21 protein-coding genes are annotated in these 17,317 nt (G+C 41.5%); 15 read left to right on the top strand and 6 right to left on the bottom strand.

Annotated elements, in window-relative coordinates; all coding sequences use genetic code 11:
• Window positions 1–8 precede the first annotated feature (8 nt).
• The gene (gene ccoN / locus ACVFI8_RS00105; protein WP_248715455.1) at window positions 9–1,433 is read right to left on the bottom strand and encodes a cytochrome-c oxidase, cbb3-type subunit I; all 1,425 of its coding nucleotides are present in this window, start codon (window positions 1,431–1,433) and stop codon (window positions 9–11) included.
• A gap of 490 nt (window positions 1,434–1,923) precedes the next feature.
• Between ccoN and ACVFI8_RS00100 the strand changes: the two genes are divergently transcribed.
• The 4 genes from ACVFI8_RS00100 (at window position 1,924) to ACVFI8_RS00085 (ending at window position 6,833) form a co-directional block, all read left to right on the top strand.
• Window positions 1,924–2,955 (top strand): HD-GYP domain-containing protein, encoded by a 1,032-nt coding sequence (locus ACVFI8_RS00100; RefSeq protein ID WP_248715456.1) that lies wholly within the window; start codon window positions 1,924–1,926, stop codon window positions 2,953–2,955.
• Between the two features lie 31 nt (window positions 2,956–2,986).
• Window positions 2,987–4,588 (top strand): ATP-binding response regulator, encoded by a 1,602-nt coding sequence (locus tag ACVFI8_RS00095; protein WP_248715457.1) that lies wholly within the window; start codon window positions 2,987–2,989, stop codon window positions 4,586–4,588.
• Between the two features lie 10 nt (window positions 4,589–4,598).
• Window positions 4,599–5,150, top strand: coding sequence for a lipid-binding SYLF domain-containing protein (locus ACVFI8_RS00090; RefSeq protein ID WP_248715458.1), 552 nt, complete (start codon window positions 4,599–4,601; stop codon window positions 5,148–5,150).
• 63 nt (window positions 5,151–5,213) lie between these two features.
• Window positions 5,214–6,833: an FG-GAP repeat domain-containing protein gene (locus tag ACVFI8_RS00085; protein ID WP_457872679.1), complete on the top strand. Its 1,620-nt coding sequence runs from the start codon at window positions 5,214–5,216 to the stop codon at window positions 6,831–6,833.
• A 48-nt stretch (window positions 6,834–6,881) separates the two neighbouring features.
• Here ACVFI8_RS00085 and ACVFI8_RS00080 read toward each other — a convergent pair whose 3' ends face one another.
• Window positions 6,882–7,238 carry a YibL family ribosome-associated protein gene (locus ACVFI8_RS00080; RefSeq protein ID WP_248715460.1) on the bottom strand — a complete coding sequence of 119 codons (357 nt, stop codon included), beginning with the start codon at window positions 7,236–7,238 and terminating at the stop codon, window positions 6,882–6,884.
• 221 nt (window positions 7,239–7,459) lie between these two features.
• Between ACVFI8_RS00080 and ACVFI8_RS00075 the strand changes: the two genes are divergently transcribed.
• Window positions 7,460–8,749 carry a tyrosine-type recombinase/integrase gene (locus tag ACVFI8_RS00075; RefSeq protein ID WP_457872677.1) on the top strand — a complete coding sequence of 430 codons (1,290 nt, stop codon included), beginning with the start codon at window positions 7,460–7,462 and terminating at the stop codon, window positions 8,747–8,749.
• Between the two features lie 192 nt (window positions 8,750–8,941).
• Here the strand turns inward: ACVFI8_RS00075 and ACVFI8_RS00070 are convergent, their stop codons facing one another.
• The gene (locus ACVFI8_RS00070) at window positions 8,942–9,706 is read right to left on the bottom strand and encodes a hypothetical protein (protein ID WP_457872676.1); all 765 of its coding nucleotides are present in this window, start codon (window positions 9,704–9,706) and stop codon (window positions 8,942–8,944) included.
• A gap of 99 nt (window positions 9,707–9,805) precedes the next feature.
• Window positions 9,806–10,297, bottom strand: coding sequence for a helix-turn-helix domain-containing protein (locus tag ACVFI8_RS00065; RefSeq protein ID WP_457872674.1), 492 nt, complete (start codon window positions 10,295–10,297; stop codon window positions 9,806–9,808).
• Between the two features lie 112 nt (window positions 10,298–10,409).
• Between ACVFI8_RS00065 and ACVFI8_RS00060 the strand changes: the two genes are divergently transcribed.
• The 5 genes from ACVFI8_RS00060 to ACVFI8_RS00040 are packed head-to-tail and all read left to right on the top strand — an operon-like array spanning window position 10,410 to window position 12,546.
• A complete protein-coding gene (locus ACVFI8_RS00060) occupies window positions 10,410–11,522 on the top strand; it encodes a phage/plasmid replication protein, II/X family (protein WP_457872673.1) in 1,113 nt (370 codons plus the stop codon).
• 9 nt (window positions 11,523–11,531) lie between these two features.
• Window positions 11,532–11,870, top strand: a complete 339-nt coding sequence (locus ACVFI8_RS00055) for a single-stranded DNA-binding protein (protein ID WP_457872672.1) — start codon at window positions 11,532–11,534, stop codon at window positions 11,868–11,870.
• Window positions 11,867–12,079 (top strand): hypothetical protein, encoded by a 213-nt coding sequence (locus ACVFI8_RS00050; RefSeq protein WP_457872670.1) that lies wholly within the window; start codon window positions 11,867–11,869, stop codon window positions 12,077–12,079. The genes ACVFI8_RS00055 and ACVFI8_RS00050 overlap by 4 nt, the downstream gene beginning before the upstream one ends.
• On the top strand, window positions 12,076–12,324 hold the full coding sequence (locus ACVFI8_RS00045; protein WP_457872668.1) for a hypothetical protein: 249 nt from the start codon (window positions 12,076–12,078) through the stop codon (window positions 12,322–12,324). Before ACVFI8_RS00050 ends, ACVFI8_RS00045 begins: the two co-directional genes overlap by 4 nt.
• Before the next feature lie 9 nt (window positions 12,325–12,333).
• Window positions 12,334–12,546 carry a hypothetical protein gene (locus ACVFI8_RS00040; RefSeq protein WP_457872667.1) on the top strand — a complete coding sequence of 71 codons (213 nt, stop codon included), beginning with the start codon at window positions 12,334–12,336 and terminating at the stop codon, window positions 12,544–12,546.
• A gap of 645 nt (window positions 12,547–13,191) precedes the next feature.
• Here ACVFI8_RS00040 and ACVFI8_RS00035 read toward each other — a convergent pair.
• Window positions 13,192–13,956: a hypothetical protein gene (locus tag ACVFI8_RS00035; RefSeq protein WP_457872676.1), complete on the bottom strand. Its 765-nt coding sequence runs from the start codon at window positions 13,954–13,956 to the stop codon at window positions 13,192–13,194.
• A 99-nt stretch (window positions 13,957–14,055) separates the two neighbouring features.
• Window positions 14,056–14,547 (bottom strand): helix-turn-helix domain-containing protein, encoded by a 492-nt coding sequence (locus tag ACVFI8_RS00030; protein ID WP_457872674.1) that lies wholly within the window; start codon window positions 14,545–14,547, stop codon window positions 14,056–14,058.
• A gap of 112 nt (window positions 14,548–14,659) precedes the next feature.
• Between ACVFI8_RS00030 and ACVFI8_RS00025 the strand changes: the two genes are divergently transcribed.
• Genes ACVFI8_RS00025 through ACVFI8_RS00005 form a run of 5 tightly spaced genes read left to right on the top strand, consistent with a single transcriptional unit; the run spans window position 14,660 to window position 16,796 of the window.
• Window positions 14,660–15,772, top strand: coding sequence for a phage/plasmid replication protein, II/X family (locus tag ACVFI8_RS00025; protein WP_457872673.1), 1,113 nt, complete (start codon window positions 14,660–14,662; stop codon window positions 15,770–15,772).
• 9 nt (window positions 15,773–15,781) lie between these two features.
• Window positions 15,782–16,120, top strand: a complete 339-nt coding sequence (locus tag ACVFI8_RS00020; RefSeq protein ID WP_457872672.1) for a single-stranded DNA-binding protein — start codon at window positions 15,782–15,784, stop codon at window positions 16,118–16,120.
• Window positions 16,117–16,329: a hypothetical protein gene (locus ACVFI8_RS00015; protein ID WP_457872670.1), complete on the top strand. Its 213-nt coding sequence runs from the start codon at window positions 16,117–16,119 to the stop codon at window positions 16,327–16,329. Before ACVFI8_RS00020 ends, ACVFI8_RS00015 begins: the two co-directional genes overlap by 4 nt.
• Window positions 16,326–16,574 (top strand): hypothetical protein, encoded by a 249-nt coding sequence (locus ACVFI8_RS00010; protein ID WP_457872668.1) that lies wholly within the window; start codon window positions 16,326–16,328, stop codon window positions 16,572–16,574. The genes ACVFI8_RS00015 and ACVFI8_RS00010 overlap by 4 nt, the downstream gene beginning before the upstream one ends.
• 9 nt (window positions 16,575–16,583) lie before the next feature.
• A complete protein-coding gene (locus tag ACVFI8_RS00005; protein ID WP_457872667.1) occupies window positions 16,584–16,796 on the top strand; it encodes a hypothetical protein in 213 nt (70 codons plus the stop codon).
• The last annotated feature ends 521 nt before the right edge of the window (window positions 16,797–17,317 follow it).

The following is a 17,317-nucleotide window of genomic DNA, read 5'->3' as shown; positions in this document are numbered from 1 at the left end:
TATGCCTCCTATACCTGCTCAATGGCTTTTAAAGAACCTTTCTCGGCAGCGATTGTTTTATAAGCGTTGTACGCCATAACAAACATGCCAGTTAGGAAGAATACGCCACCGATAAAGCGAACGAAGTAGAATGGGTAAGAAGCTTGTAAAGACTCAACAAACGAATAAGTCAGTGTGCCGTCTTCGTTCACCGCGCGCCACATCAAACCTTGCATAACACCTGAAATCCACATGGCAACGATGTATAAAACAACACCAATTGTTGCAAGCCAGAAGTGAGTGTTAATAAGCTTAGTGCTGTACATACGGCCTTGGCCAAACAACACAGGGATCAAGTGGTAGATACTGCCAATAGACACCATTGCAACCCAACCTAACGCGCCAGAGTGCACATGGCCAACAGTCCAGTCGGTGTAGTGAGACAGAGCATTTACTGTTTTAATCGCCATCATTGGGCCTTCAAAGGTAGACATACCGTAGAACGACAATGAAACAATTAAGAAACGCAAAATGGGGTCGTAGCGCAATTTATGCCATGCACCAGACAACGTCATAATTCCGTTAATCATGCCACCCCAAGAAGGAGCGAACAAAATGAGCGACATCACCATGCCTAAAGACTGAGCCCAGTCAGGCAGGGCAGTGTAATGAAGGTGGTGAGGACCAGCCCAAATATAAATAGAGACTAATGCCCAAAAATGCACAATCGACAAACGGTAACTGTATACCGGGCGACCCGCTTGCTTTGGTACGAAGTAGTACATCATACCCAAGAAGCCAGCAGTAAGTAAAAAGCCTACGGCGTTATGGCCGTACCACCACTGTACCATCGCATCAACTGCACCAGCATAGATTGAGTAAGACTTAGTCATCGTTAGTGGAATGGCTGCATTGTTCACGATGTGTAATACAGCAACGGTGATAATGAATGCACCAAAGAACCAGTTAGCAACATAAATATGCGACGTTTTTCTTTTGACTAAGGTGCCAAAGAAAACTATTCCATAAGCCACCCATACAATTGCGATTGCAATCCCAATTGGCCATTCTAGTTCTGCGTACTCTTTAGAAGTAGTGAAACCCATAGGCAATGTTATCGCTGCTGAGACGATAATCAAATTCCAACCCCAGAATACAAAGGAGGCTAAGGGGCCACCAAATAATCGGGTTTGACAGGTACGCTGTACTACATAAAAAGAACAGGCCATTAATGCACTTGTGCCAAATGCAAAAATCACGGCGTTAGTATGAAGGGGGCGTAATCGGCTATATGTTAGCCAAGGAGTATCGAAGTTAAGCGCTGGCCAGATTAATTGCGCAGCAATTAACACCCCAACACTCATTCCTACTATACCCCAAACAATGGTCATTACAGTGAACTGGCGTACAACTGTGTAGTTGTAATCAGTCTCTGCGCTAGCTGCTTGGTTCATAAATAGATGCTTCCGTTGCTATTATTATTGGTTAAAGCGAGTTAAATGCAGTTGCATTAACAACATGAAACGAATGTTAACGCTATCAAAGTTAATTCAACTTTTATTGTCGGTTTTGACAATGCTAACGCCGCGATCATACTTGATCGATTCGTTAAATAACAGATTGAAAAACGGGTTATTTGCATATCCCCGCTAATTAATTAACAAATTGTTTCCAATCCATAAACCGCATTGATCTAGATCAATTATGGCTGGAAAATTTACATCTGCGTAACCGCTACGTTTCATTTGTAACCGTGAATGTAGAGTTTCAGCCAAAAATTTTGATATGAAGGCCTATTCATGGGGCTTACATGTTATTCACACCAAGCAAGTTTTTATAAAGATAGTGCCAAAAAAAACGTATCTTTGTTTCTAAATTGTTGATTTAGTGACTATAGTTTTAATTGGTATTAGGGCTAATCGTGGATCAAGGAAAAGATGTCAAATGGAAAATAGAGCCACAATTCTTATTGTTGACGATACACCTGAGAATATTGACGTACTGGCAGGCATTTTACGGGATAACTACAAGCTACAAGTGGCGAGAAACGGAGACATGGCTTTAAAAATCGCCGCCAAAGTCAACAAGCCAGACCTTATCCTATTAGATATTATGATGCCGGGTATAGATGGATATGAAGTATGTAAGCGATTAAAAGAAGATCTAACAACCCGCCACATACCGGTTATCTTTGTTACCGCGAAAATTAGTCCCGCCGATGAGATTAGGGGCCTTGAACTCGGTGCCGTCGATTACATTACAAAGCCTGTCAGTCCGCCGGTAGTTAAAGTCAGAGTAAAAACCCACTTGGCCTTATATAACCAAAATAGAGAATTAGACATAAAGGTTAAGCAACAAACAGAGGTAATAAACACCACCCGTTTACAAATTATTCAACGGCTAGGGCGAGCCGCTGAATACAAAGATAACGAAACGGGTATGCACGTTATTCGCATGAGTTACTACTCAAAAATATTAGCCTTGGCTGCTGGTATGAGTGAAGCCGATGCCGACATACTGATGAATGCCGCGCCTATGCATGACATAGGAAAAATTGGCATCCCCGATAGAGTATTGCAAAAACCCGGAAAGTTAGACGCAGAAGAATGGGACATTATGCAAAGCCATTCAGTTATCGGTGGCGAAATTCTTGGTGAAGGCGACAGCTCCGAATTACTAGATTTAGCCCGAGTTGTGGCGTTAACTCACCATGAAAAGTGGAATGGGAGCGGCTACCCTAATGGTTTGGCGGGCGAAGACATACCCATTGTAGGTCGAATTGTTGCCATTGCAGACGTGTTTGATGCTTTAACCTCAGAGCGCCCTTATAAAAACGCTTGGACAGTCGAAAAGGCCATTGCTCTTTTAGAAAGCGAAGCTGGTAGTCATTTCGACCCAAAATTAGTGCCGTTATTTGTTGCCGCGTTGCCTGAAATACTGGAAGTAAAAGATAAATTTAAAGAGTCCTTTAATTAACCAATACATAAGCGAAGGAATCGTAAAAAAAATGCAACTAGGTAAATTCACGGTACTTGTCGTCGACGACATGGCTCCAATAAGAAAAATCACTTATGAACAACTACGCCGTTTTGGTGTTGGTAACGTGATTCAGGCTGAAAATGGCGCTCAAGCGCTAAACGTATTAAAAAAGCGTCATGTCGACTTAATTTTATCTGACTGGAATATGCCGGTATTAAGTGGCATCCAATTTTTGAAGAAAGTTCGCGAGTCAGAGTCTTGGCGACACATTCCATTTATCATGATTACCGCTGAAGCCGAACGAGATAGAGTATCCGAAGCGATTAGCGAAGGTGTCTCAGATTTAATCATTAAGCCTTTTACTACGGCTTTATTACAAAAAAGGCTACAACAAGCGGCCAAGGGTGATGTTAGAAATCGCAATAAACCAACAGAACCAGTCGCTATCGAAGAACCTGTCATTCAAGATATCGCAGAGCCTATTACTAAACCTGATAAAACCCGTAAAAACACGATTTTAGTCGTGGACGATACCGCAGATAACCTCACCTTACTGGGTGGCTTATTACGCGACGACTATCGCGTATTACTCACCAAAGAAGGCCGAAAAGCGATAGAGATTTGTCAATCTGACTCTCCTCCGGATTTAGTGTTATTAGATGTGATGATGCCTGAAATGGATGGCTTTGAGGTATTAGAAAAGCTCCGCCAGCACCCTAGCTCTGAACACCTGCCAGTCATATTTGTTACTGCTTTAACCGAAATTACCGATCAAACCAAAGGGCTTTCTAGTGGCGCTGTTGATTACATCACCAAACCGATTCAGCCAGATTTACTCAAACTTAGAGTTCGCAATTTGCTGCGTTACGTCAATTTGCATAAGCACCTGCAGTCAGACTTTGACAACTTGCTTGAAAAAGAACAGCTTAAAAATAGCGTAGACCAATTACTTAGGCACGATTTAAAAGGGCCTATCGCCGGCATAATTGCGTTAGCTGAACAGCTTAAAAATGATCGCAAAATATCAGAAAAAGGCGCTGAAAACCTTGGCATGATTGATGAGTTGTCCATGCAGTTGTTAAACATGATTAACTTGTCTACCGAGCTATATAAAATTGAGCAAGGTCGTTTTGAGCTTAAAGCCAAACCATTTTCAGCTCATCAAATGCTAAAAAAGATGCTAACGGTGGTACGAAATACATTTAGCAGCAAACAATTAATGATGTATTTAGAGCCAGAGGAAGAAGACCCCGCTAACGAAGTACTCGTAATGGGCGACCAATCACTGAGTTATTCTTTATTCTTCAATTTGCTAAAAAATGCCTGTGAAGCAGCTCCAAATCGTAGCCGTGTATCAGTGGCAGTCAGTGCGACAGAAGGGAAGGTAATAGTAGCAACGCAAAATGTCGGAGCAGTACCTGAAAGTATACGAGAAAACTTTTGGGAGAAATACGTCACCTCTGGCAAAGATAGCGGCACAGGCCTAGGCACCTATTCAGTAAGCTTATTAACCCAAGCGCAAAAAGGTGAAGTAAGCATGCAAACCAGTGACAAAGAAAATACAACAACGATAACCGTAACGCTTCCGTCGGCAGACGGCGACAGTGTAGATTTTTACTCTATGTTATAAGGACCAAATAATGAACAAATTAGTGACCGGGTTTTGCGCTAGTCTATTTTTGCTAACTAACCTTAGTTATGCAAACGTGGCTGAAGAGCGCGCCGAGTATAATCAATCAGCTCAAGAGACTATCGCAAAATTCAAACAAGAAAAATCTAATATCAGCGATAAGATGAGTTCAGCAGTGGGTTATGCGGTATTTAGCAATGTGGGGGTAAACCTATTTGTTATATCCGCAGGCGGTGGTACAGGTATCGCAGTAGACAATGCTTCGGGTAAAACAACGTATATGAAAATGGGTGAAGCCGGTGTAGGTTTTGGTTTGGGCGTAAAAGATTTTAGAGCACTGATGCTTTTCAAAACTCGTGAAGCCTTTGATAAATTTGTAGAAAGTGGCTGGTTGTTTGGTGCACAAGCGGATGCTTCGGCGACAGCTGGAGATAAAGGCGGCTCTGCTGAGGTAGAGGGCGCAATTGGCGATGTTGAAATTTATCAATTAACCGAATCTGGTTTATCTTTAGAAGCTACCATTAAAGGTACTAAATTCTGGCAAGACGGTGACTTAAATTAAGCGGTAATCACCGTTTATAAAAGCCGGCTTTCTAGCTGGCTTTTTTGTTTATGGGGTAGCAAGGTGAAAACGAAAAATAACGCTAGTTTAACGGCTACTGGTTACAAACTTATAAGCATGCTAATTACTAGCTGTTTTACCTTAAGTGTTCATAGCCTAACATTTATTAAAGTAGATACTAACACCAACAGTATCGTAGAGCAGTGGCATGATACTGAGCTAAAACAACAGGGAGGTAAGTTTGGGTCTCACGGTTGGTGGCCATGGGGGGTAGGTGGTTTCGATTTTGATAACGACGGGGATGTAGACCTATATTTGTCTCATCACGGTACGCCAGGTGGTAAAATCTTAGTCAATCAGCTTATTCCTAAAGGCCAGCTTCGCTTTGACGCTCTCAGTAGTAAAACCTTTCTTCCCGGCGCTGACGATAAACCTTGGTTTTTTGATTTTGATGGCGATGGCTGGCTCGATATTGCAGCGTTTTCTGACGAAAAGAAAGTACCTTACCTTTTAAATAAAGAAAGTCATTTTGTTAGTGGTAGAAGCGATGATTCGTTTTCGCCAGTGTCTTATCCTAAAGCGGTTAGCGACCTAAATAATGATGGATACTTAGATCTAGATGCGGGTGTGAAGGGGGCGTTCATTTATCAGCCAAGTGATGGTCAATTTCAACGAGATAAAAGCTTTAACTCGGATGTTAGTCCATTGCTCGCAAAACCTTACCAGCAAATAGAAAAAGACTTTAAAGCAAAAAACAAAAAAAATAGGTTTTTTAGGGCACAAAGCCAACAATTTTTCATCAACCGCACCCCTGAGTTACAAGTTTCGGTAAACCCACTTGACCTTAATAATGACGGCTTAGCAGACGTAGTGGTAAGTGGTTTCGGCGGGTATGGCGGTGACCACCTTGGCTGGTATTTTTTGGCTAATCAGCAGCAAAATTATAGCTTGGCAAATGAAATGTTACATCTACCCCAACATGCAACACCCATTTTTATTGGTGATCTCAACGCAGATGGCCAGCAAGACATAATCGCCGTTGGTAAAGGCGAGGGGGATGTTTTTCTTAATAACGATGGAAAATTTAAAGCACAAAACTCTATTTTAAAAAAAGCACTTAACGCTGGGGCACCTTATTTGGTGCGCATTTTCGCGGTCGATTTTGACAATGACCAAGATCTAGACATTGTCTATTCTAACCCCAGGAAAAAATACGGAATGGTGCTTGAGAATAACGGGAAAGGTGCTTTTACTAAGGTACTTAACTTTAAAGGCTGGGATTCAAACCCGATATTTATAGCTGATCTCAATAACGACCTTCGCCAAGACCTTATTGTAGGTGGGCCGGACTCAAAAAGTGTTCAAGTATTTCTCAATGGCTCAACAAATAAACAGAATACCTTATACCTTTATCCTCGTTATAAAAGCCCAAACCCTTATGCGGTAGATGCAGTGGTAACAGTATTTAGTGGCGGCCAATTAGTCGCTCAACAAACTGCGCGACATGATGGATTACCGATAGCCGTGTCCTTAGGTAAGATAAGCAAGGCAGATGTCGTAATAAGTTATCCGAACGGAGTAGAGCAACGTTACCCAAATTTATCGAGTAACCAAAGTTATAGCCTAATGTTAGATGGGCAAAGTTATATTGGTTTTGTACCAGCAAACTTAGTGGCAGACTAGAAAGGAGTAGGGCAAGGCTATTTGCTGTAGTAGCGTTGCCCTAAAGGCTTAGAATTCTTTGGGAGCGAAACCAGTTACTTCTTTAACGTTCATTTCTCTACCCAAAGCCGTCATTGGGTGTACAACCACTAAACCTTTAACAGATTTTTTAAGCTTGCCCATGTCGGCTTGTTCTTGTTTAGTGAGTACGCGATTAAAGGGAAGGGATTTAACGTCTCCGCCTTTTTGACTCAATTGTTTTGAGTGCTGATGTTTAATACTTTTTTGTTTTTTGGTCAGTATTTCAATGGATTTAGTAAACTGTTGAATCATTAACTTATCGCCACGGTCGTGGGCGGCGTTCAACTTGCGCTTAGCGGTTTCCAGTTTGTTACTAACTTCTTGGATTTCGTTCTTTAAATTCATCGAGTTTCCTATCACACCAAGTTGTGCAATTGACTAAAAGGGAGCCTGTGTACTTGGCTAAAGGCTAATTATAACAGTTCTTGCCAAGCAAATTTCACAAAGTTTTTAAAGTTTAAACGGCGGCGAAAAACAGCACCAATTGCCGATAATGCTATTTATCGGCAATTGCATTTAAGTGTATAATCGTTGGATTACCTCATTGATTTTAAAGAGCTTAACTGATGTTAGAACTGCCACCAGCCTTACCACTTTTCGATTCCTTGCAACATTTAGAAGATGGCAATGCAGTGGTTAATCAGTTTCTAGCCAGTGTCACGGTGAATACGATTAACGATGCCGGGTTTGTTTACGAATTCGCCGTAGATTGGTTGTTAGAGCAAAAGTTTAGCGAAAACAATTTCAAAACCTATCGTAGTGAACTCACTACATTTTTACATTGGGCTTATGCAGAAGAACAAATTTCTGTAGGTGATATCAACCGCAGAGTGCTGACAAGGTATATTGATTATTGCTGTAATCCGCCTAAACCCTTGATTGCTTATCGCAATGTGGCCCAATTTATAAACAATAAGCAGCTGGAGACGCGAGTACCCAATCCATTATGGCGTCCATTTTTAGGCAAGAAAATAGACGGTATTGAGCAAGCTTACCGGATCAGCGATAAAGCCTTAAAAACCAAGTTAGCAATATTGTCATCGTTCTATTCATATCTAATCAATGAAGAATATACGGAACGTAACCCAGCCATGATGCTAATGAAAAATGGCCGATTCAAAACAGGTAGCCAACACACGATCAGCGGCGAAGACCACGAAGATATAAAGTCGTTTAGTGATTTGCAGTGGTCTTATGTAATGAGTGCTGCACAACTGCTGGCCAAACAAAGCCCTGTAGAAAATGAGCGGATCTTATTTTTGGTAAGCTTAATGTACAGTTGCTACTTACGCATATCTGAAGTGGCAGCTAGGCCTGGTTTTTCACCGATTATGGGCCAATTTAAACGTGACGCTAAAACATCGGTTTGGGGTTTTCATATACCACGCAGTAAAGGCGGGAAAAAGCGAACCGTTGCAGTATCTAAACAATTACTAACAGCGTTACAGCGTTATAGACAATGTTTAAACTTAACGCCATTACCAGCGCCGAATGAAAATACGCCGCTGTTTATAAGACACCGAGCTGCTGGCCGTGGCCGAGAAGCAGGTTTACTTAATGCCAACTTAGGTATTAGGCAATTAAGAGAACACATCTACACAGTGATTGAGCAAGCAGCAAAGTTGGCTGAGAAAGACGGCTTTGAACAAGACGCCAATGAAATGCGTCAGCTCACACCACATAGCATTAGGCACACAGGTATTTCACACGACATAAATTTAGTGGGCCGACCTTTATCGCATGTACAAGCCGATGCCGGCCACGACAGTATCGACACCACATCTCAGTATTTGCATACAAGCAGAGTTGAGCGTCATCAATCGGCTGAAAATAAGCCCTTAGACCATTTAGGCTAAAAGTGAATTCTACGCGGCATTACAGGCAAAATTACCTAGATTGCTAAAAAGCCACCCATATGGCGCATAATGTGGTTTAGATTATGTAGAACTTAATAGGGTGGCTTGGCCGTGGGAGGAACCCGCAAAGCGGGAGGGTGCCCAAAGGCAACCCGTCATTAAATTTTGCATAATCTCCATTATGCTTGCCCATTAATTTTTACGGTTTTGTCTCTTTGAGGGTCTTCGCGAAGCGAAGTGCAGTAAAGGTGATACTGCACTTTTGTCTCGATTTTGAGACTGATGTTTATCAATAAGTTTATCAGCAACAATGAAGAAACCTGCATTATCTAAAGCACTTAATTGCTCTGTACTTAGTTGTTCTTCTATTTTGGGGTACCCAATTAGTGCTAAGAAAGCAGCAGCTGGCCATATGAAATCGGTAGTCCTGTAGTTTATATCAAATTGTATTTCTTCTCTATCTAACAGCTTGTGGTAGGTGCCTACCATTACAAAATAATTTGCTAATATTTTTAGGTATCCAATTGCTATATCTTCCTCTCCATCCAATAGCATACCGCGACCTTCTTTTGGAAAGTTAAGCCCTATTTCGTTAGTTCTTTCTCTTAACGTTTTATTGCTATATATCCTTGTTCGGCTATTTAACATTTCATTTATGCTATCGCCAATAGGTTTTAATCGCTCTTCATATAGTTGTTTTTTAGCTTGTAACGTTTGATTTATCACTGCTTGCTTTTGACTTTCTACTGCTTCTTTTTGAGATCTTAATGTTTGTAATAAGAAAAAAGCTGAAATCATTGCGAAAGTTGTTCCAATTGTTCCTGCTATATAGGATGCAAAAGCCGCCCAGTCGGACGGGTCATCACTTATATTTTGCCCGTGAAACTTGATTAGGAATGGAACAGTAGGAATGCATATAATCAGGAGTGATCCCAAAATATAGTAAGCATGTCTCATTCTTATACCTTCGTGATTTTTATAAATGGGATGAGTTTTTTTGCCGAAAAGAGGTTGGGGTTCCTGTTACACCCCAACTAACTGCGGACATCCGCATATTTACACTTTAAGACCTTGTCTTTCATTATGAATTTCTTTGTCTAATTCCTCTACGATTTCATGATCGCTTAAGAGTTGGTCCACATAGAAGCTGTGTTCCCAGCTTTCCTGTTGAATTTCTTCTCTTAGGTCGAATGGGGGCTCTTCAACTTCGTGCCCTCTAATATAGCTATTAATCATATCTAGAATGACAAACTGTCTTAAAGGGGTTAGCTTAGAAATCTTTTCTACAGCGCGATTAATGTAGTTCGGTTGCGCCTTAATATCTTCTAAAATCAGTTCATCAGTAGAGCAGTTTAACGCGATTGCTAAATTTTTAATTGTCTCTAACTTTGGTTCTGATACGCCTCTTTCAATACGAGATATCTGAGTTAATTCAACTCCAGCAAGATTTGCTAGCTCCCCTTGAGTTAGCCCTTTACGCTTTCTAATATCTTTTAAAGCATCACTTATAGCCATCGATTTTAGCCTGAATTGGTCTTTTGTGTTCATTCTAACCCCTGTTTTTAGCCTTAGGTGTTTACATGGTCATTTAAAGCTAATATATTTAGCCTTAAATGTCTATTGACAGGGTTTTGGATTGTTCTTCATTGACCAGCTTTTCATGCAACAAGATCACCCAGAGGGAAATCTTCCTCTGGTGGGTAAGCATGTGATTGAGCGGGTCGAACTGGAAACAGGCGAGAAGCTTCCACCTTCCGTAAATCAAAGAGTTCTCGAAGGTTCTTACAGTACAAAGTTAACCGTCCGTTGTGATGGTCAGCGGGTGAGGGTGCAAGGTAATCCTTCTCGTTGGCAACGGGTAGATAACCTTTTTGGCTTAACTCAGTTAGATGACGCTGTATCGGTTTATAACTCAGTATTAAAAGGCTTAAATTTACCCCCTTTTACTAAAAATACTCGTTTACAACATCGTCAAAGTGCAGACGGTAAGCATGCAAAGCTAATGGGTGACGGGGCTGAAATCACATCTATTGACTGGACGCGCAACCACCAAGTAGGCAAGGGCAAAGAACAATCGTTTATCCGCGGCATGTCATCCATGCAAATTGGGCGAGGGCGCAAACCTAAACTTTACCCTAACGGCATGACTTGCAACTGGGGTGAAGCATCTAAATGGAACATGACCAAACTCTATTGCAAAGCCTTTGAGTTAACAGAACACCTTAAAAAAGATCGCCGTAAAAAAGACGGTGTCACACATGAACAACTCAGCTACATAGAAAAACTAATCAACTATTGCGAACAACAAGGCGTGGTTCGTGAAGAGCATAGCTTAAGACAATTATTATTGAAGCGCCATAACTTGCAGTTTTATGGCCAAGTAACCGAAGCAGACTTTTATAAGCACCTATTAGAAATCGAGAACGCCATGCAAACCATTCAAATAAATCATGATGAACATAAAACCATTGCAGACCAACTTTTAGATGCTGGCGTGGTAAAAAGTCGCCAAGCAGCCAATGCGACAATGAGCTATTTCACTATGTGGCAGCATGGTACAGATTTACGACAAATCCTTAAAGAACGTCAGTTCTATGAGCATAAAGCCCGTCTAAAAACACTCGGTATCGACATCGGCCAACAGTTTGATGTGAGTCGAATGTGTCCAACCTTAAGGCGCTCAGAAGTAATAGAACTACAGCCTTTAGTTATTCCAAGCTGGTATCAAATGCCAGTCGCAAATCATAACGTTTTACCTTTCAAAGCTGCATAGGAGCTAGCCATGTTGATCATAGAAGTCACCCCACAAGATGTATCAATCGATGTTCGAACCATTCCTGCCAGTGGAGACCGTCAAGCTCGCACTGTGTATGAGCAAACGGCCTTGTTTAGATTAGGTGGGCGCTCAATGGTTGAAGCCAAAATCTCTCATTCAGATTCCACTGAAATGCTTCAAGCGGGTTTGTATACCTTGGATGGTTCATCTTATCAGCTTGGAAACTATGGAACGCCAGAGCTTAAAAAGGGTTATCAGCAAAAAATTATCCCGTTATCTGAAGCCATTGCGCCTTATCTTGAGCAGTTGAAACCAGCGGTTGGCCGCTTGGAGAAAGCATCATGACTTGGAATTTACCCAATCGAACCATTGCCTACAAAGGCGGTTTTATCATGGTCTTGCGTGAAGATGAACCAACTCATCAATGCACCAAGTGTTACAAGCCGTGGTTTGATGATGACTTACAAACATCACCGATGTTAGCGCATGTGGAATGCCCAAACTGTGGGCAACCAGTTCGAAAACTTACTGCTGAAAATCCTTTGGAGAAATGATGACCGGACAAACTAAAAACGCGTTCGAATTTGCTTATAAACTCGGCGGCTCATTACATGCCTTGCAACAGTTTGTCGATTTAATTCCAGACAGTGAAGAAGATAACGTTAAGCAATTAGCCGAAATACTGAATAGCCGCATTCAGGAAGATTACTCAGATATGTTTGAATCTATCTGTGGATTGATGAAAGCTGACGGAATCAATCCAGCTGAGTCAAGCTTGTCACTGGCCAAGTTAAACTAAGGACTGATTATGAATCACGGAATATTTACACGAGCAGCTCGTAACATTGCCAAGAACGCCACTGATTTACCTAGCACTTATGAGGCTTTCGGTTTACTGGATGATGCTTACTTACAAGCTGAACCACATGAGAAAACTGAAAAGTCTTACCGTAAAACTTATAGAACCCTTGATAAAAAACTATCTGAACTTGATAAACATTTTCACGCGGCTGACGTGTGAGCTTGGGCGAACAGGAAGCTAAGTGAATAATGTGAAATAACATACCGCCACAAAATGATAGCAAACCGACTTTAGCCAGGCGCACCGGCTAAGCAAAAATGATTGCAAAGACTTGGTTAACGCCAGGTCTTTTTTACGCACAAAGAATCCTATGCGGCTGAATGAGTGAGCGGCGTTTCAGCCGCGAGCGAATGAAAGAGGAATGGATGATGCGACATACCAATAACCACAATGGCGAAGCCATAAAGCGTTTGCTCATTGATCTTAAAATCAACCAACGGCATTTACTCAACGTGTCCGCGACTATTAAGAAGTGTTGAAGCGAAACACCAAGCGCCAACCCAATGATAATTGTAAACTGAATTCAAATGGCGCGCGGTCAGTCAAAACACCAAGCCCAATAAACACACGAATGCCTTCCTGCTAAACGCTCTTAAATGCCGTTGCCGATATTCCTAATTATCGGCATACAAGAGCCACCAAACCGCCTCACAATTCAACGTTAAGCCCATAAGGCGCATAATGTGGTTTAGATTATGTAGAACTTAATAGGGTGGCTTGGCCGTGGGAGGAACCCGCAAAGCGGGAGGGTGCCCAAAGGCAACCCGTCATTAAATTTTGCATAATCTCCATTATGCTTGCCCATTAATTTTTACGGTTTTGTCTCTTTGAGGGTCTTCGCGAAGCGAAGTGCAGTAAAGGTGATACTGCACTTTTGTCTCGATTTTGAGACTGATGTTTATCAATAAGTTTATCAGCAACAATGAAGAAACCTGCATTATCTAAAGCACTTAATTGCTCTGTACTTAGTTGTTCTTCTATTTTGGGGTACCCAATTAGTGCTAAGAAAGCAGCAGCTGGCCATATGAAATCGGTAGTCCTGTAGTTTATATCAAATTGTATTTCTTCTCTATCTAACAGCTTGTGGTAGGTGCCTACCATTACAAAATAATTTGCTAATATTTTTAGGTATCCAATTGCTATATCTTCCTCTCCATCCAATAGCATACCGCGACCTTCTTTTGGAAAGTTAAGCCCTATTTCGTTAGTTCTTTCTCTTAACGTTTTATTGCTATATATCCTTGTTCGGCTATTTAACATTTCATTTATGCTATCGCCAATAGGTTTTAATCGCTCTTCATATAGTTGTTTTTTAGCTTGTAACGTTTGATTTATCACTGCTTGCTTTTGACTTTCTACTGCTTCTTTTTGAGATCTTAATGTTTGTAATAAGAAAAAAGCTGAAATCATTGCGAAAGTTGTTCCAATTGTTCCTGCTATATAGGATGCAAAAGCCGCCCAGTCGGACGGGTCATCACTTATATTTTGCCCGTGAAACTTGATTAGGAATGGAACAGTAGGAATGCATATAATCAGGAGTGATCCCAAAATATAGTAAGCATGTCTCATTCTTATACCTTCGTGATTTTTATAAATGGGATGAGTTTTTTTGCCGAAAAGAGGTTGGGGTTCCTGTTACACCCCAACTAACTGCGGACATCCGCATATTTACACTTTAAGACCTTGTCTTTCATTATGAATTTCTTTGTCTAATTCCTCTACGATTTCATGATCGCTTAAGAGTTGGTCCACATAGAAGCTGTGTTCCCAGCTTTCCTGTTGAATTTCTTCTCTTAGGTCGAATGGGGGCTCTTCAACTTCGTGCCCTCTAATATAGCTATTAATCATATCTAGAATGACAAACTGTCTTAAAGGGGTTAGCTTAGAAATCTTTTCTACAGCGCGATTAATGTAGTTCGGTTGCGCCTTAATATCTTCTAAAATCAGTTCATCAGTAGAGCAGTTTAACGCGATTGCTAAATTTTTAATTGTCTCTAACTTTGGTTCTGATACGCCTCTTTCAATACGAGATATCTGAGTTAATTCAACTCCAGCAAGATTTGCTAGCTCCCCTTGAGTTAGCCCTTTACGCTTTCTAATATCTTTTAAAGCATCACTTATAGCCATCGATTTTAGCCTGAATTGGTCTTTTGTGTTCATTCTAACCCCTGTTTTTAGCCTTAGGTGTTTACATGGTCATTTAAAGCTAATATATTTAGCCTTAAATGTCTATTGACAGGGTTTTGGATTGTTCTTCATTGACCAGCTTTTCATGCAACAAGATCACCCAGAGGGAAATCTTCCTCTGGTGGGTAAGCATGTGATTGAGCGGGTCGAACTGGAAACAGGCGAGAAGCTTCCACCTTCCGTAAATCAAAGAGTTCTCGAAGGTTCTTACAGTACAAAGTTAACCGTCCGTTGTGATGGTCAGCGGGTGAGGGTGCAAGGTAATCCTTCTCGTTGGCAACGGGTAGATAACCTTTTTGGCTTAACTCAGTTAGATGACGCTGTATCGGTTTATAACTCAGTATTAAAAGGCTTAAATTTACCCCCTTTTACTAAAAATACTCGTTTACAACATCGTCAAAGTGCAGACGGTAAGCATGCAAAGCTAATGGGTGACGGGGCTGAAATCACATCTATTGACTGGACGCGCAACCACCAAGTAGGCAAGGGCAAAGAACAATCGTTTATCCGCGGCATGTCATCCATGCAAATTGGGCGAGGGCGCAAACCTAAACTTTACCCTAACGGCATGACTTGCAACTGGGGTGAAGCATCTAAATGGAACATGACCAAACTCTATTGCAAAGCCTTTGAGTTAACAGAACACCTTAAAAAAGATCGCCGTAAAAAAGACGGTGTCACACATGAACAACTCAGCTACATAGAAAAACTAATCAACTATTGCGAACAACAAGGCGTGGTTCGTGAAGAGCATAGCTTAAGACAATTATTATTGAAGCGCCATAACTTGCAGTTTTATGGCCAAGTAACCGAAGCAGACTTTTATAAGCACCTATTAGAAATCGAGAACGCCATGCAAACCATTCAAATAAATCATGATGAACATAAAACCATTGCAGACCAACTTTTAGATGCTGGCGTGGTAAAAAGTCGCCAAGCAGCCAATGCGACAATGAGCTATTTCACTATGTGGCAGCATGGTACAGATTTACGACAAATCCTTAAAGAACGTCAGTTCTATGAGCATAAAGCCCGTCTAAAAACACTCGGTATCGACATCGGCCAACAGTTTGATGTGAGTCGAATGTGTCCAACCTTAAGGCGCTCAGAAGTAATAGAACTACAGCCTTTAGTTATTCCAAGCTGGTATCAAATGCCAGTCGCAAATCATAACGTTTTACCTTTCAAAGCTGCATAGGAGCTAGCCATGTTGATCATAGAAGTCACCCCACAAGATGTATCAATCGATGTTCGAACCATTCCTGCCAGTGGAGACCGTCAAGCTCGCACTGTGTATGAGCAAACGGCCTTGTTTAGATTAGGTGGGCGCTCAATGGTTGAAGCCAAAATCTCTCATTCAGATTCCACTGAAATGCTTCAAGCGGGTTTGTATACCTTGGATGGTTCATCTTATCAGCTTGGAAACTATGGAACGCCAGAGCTTAAAAAGGGTTATCAGCAAAAAATTATCCCGTTATCTGAAGCCATTGCGCCTTATCTTGAGCAGTTGAAACCAGCGGTTGGCCGCTTGGAGAAAGCATCATGACTTGGAATTTACCCAATCGAACCATTGCCTACAAAGGCGGTTTTATCATGGTCTTGCGTGAAGATGAACCAACTCATCAATGCACCAAGTGTTACAAGCCGTGGTTTGATGATGACTTACAAACATCACCGATGTTAGCGCATGTGGAATGCCCAAACTGTGGGCAACCAGTTCGAAAACTTACTGCTGAAAATCCTTTGGAGAAATGATGACCGGACAAACTAAAAACGCGTTCGAATTTGCTTATAAACTCGGCGGCTCATTACATGCCTTGCAACAGTTTGTCGATTTAATTCCAGACAGTGAAGAAGATAACGTTAAGCAATTAGCCGAAATACTGAATAGCCGCATTCAGGAAGATTACTCAGATATGTTTGAATCTATCTGTGGATTGATGAAAGCTGACGGAATCAATCCAGCTGAGTCAAGCTTGTCACTGGCCAAGTTAAACTAAGGACTGATTATGAATCACGGAATATTTACACGAGCAGCTCGTAACATTGCCAAGAACGCCACTGATTTACCTAGCACTTATGAGGCTTTCGGTTTACTGGATGATGCTTACTTACAAGCTGAACCACATGAGAAAACTGAAAAGTCTTACCGTAAAACTTATAGAACCCTTGATAAAAAACTATCTGAACTTGATAAACATTTTCACGCGGCTGACGTGTGAGCTTGGGCGAACAGGAAGCTAAGTGAATAATGTGAAATAACATACCGCCACAAAATGATAGCAAACCGACTTTAGCCAGGCGCACCGGCTAAGCAAAAATGATTGCAAAGACTTGGTTAACGCCAGGTCTTTTTTACGCACAAAGAATCCTATGCGGCTGAATGAGTGAGCGGCGTTTCAGCCGCGAGCGAATGAAAGAGGAATGGATGATGCGACATACCAATAACCACAATGGCGAAGCCATAAAGCGTTTGCTCATTGATCTTAAAATCAACCAACGGCATTTACTCAACGTGTCCGCGACTATTAAGAAGTGTTGAAGCGAAACACCAAGCGCCAACCCAATGATAATTGTAAACTGAATTCAAATGGCGCGCGGTCAGTCAAAACACCAAGCCCAATAAACACACGAATGCCTTCCTGCTAAACGCTCTTAAATGCCGTTGCCGATATTCCTAATTATCGGCATACAAGAGCCACCAAACCGCCTCACAATTCAACGTTAAGCCCATAAGGCGCAT

The sequence above is a fragment of the Agarivorans sp. MS3-6 genome, assembly GCF_054112545.1.
The sequence above is the reverse complement of the archived record's forward strand: the minus strand, read 5'-3'. Positions and strand labels throughout refer to the sequence as shown.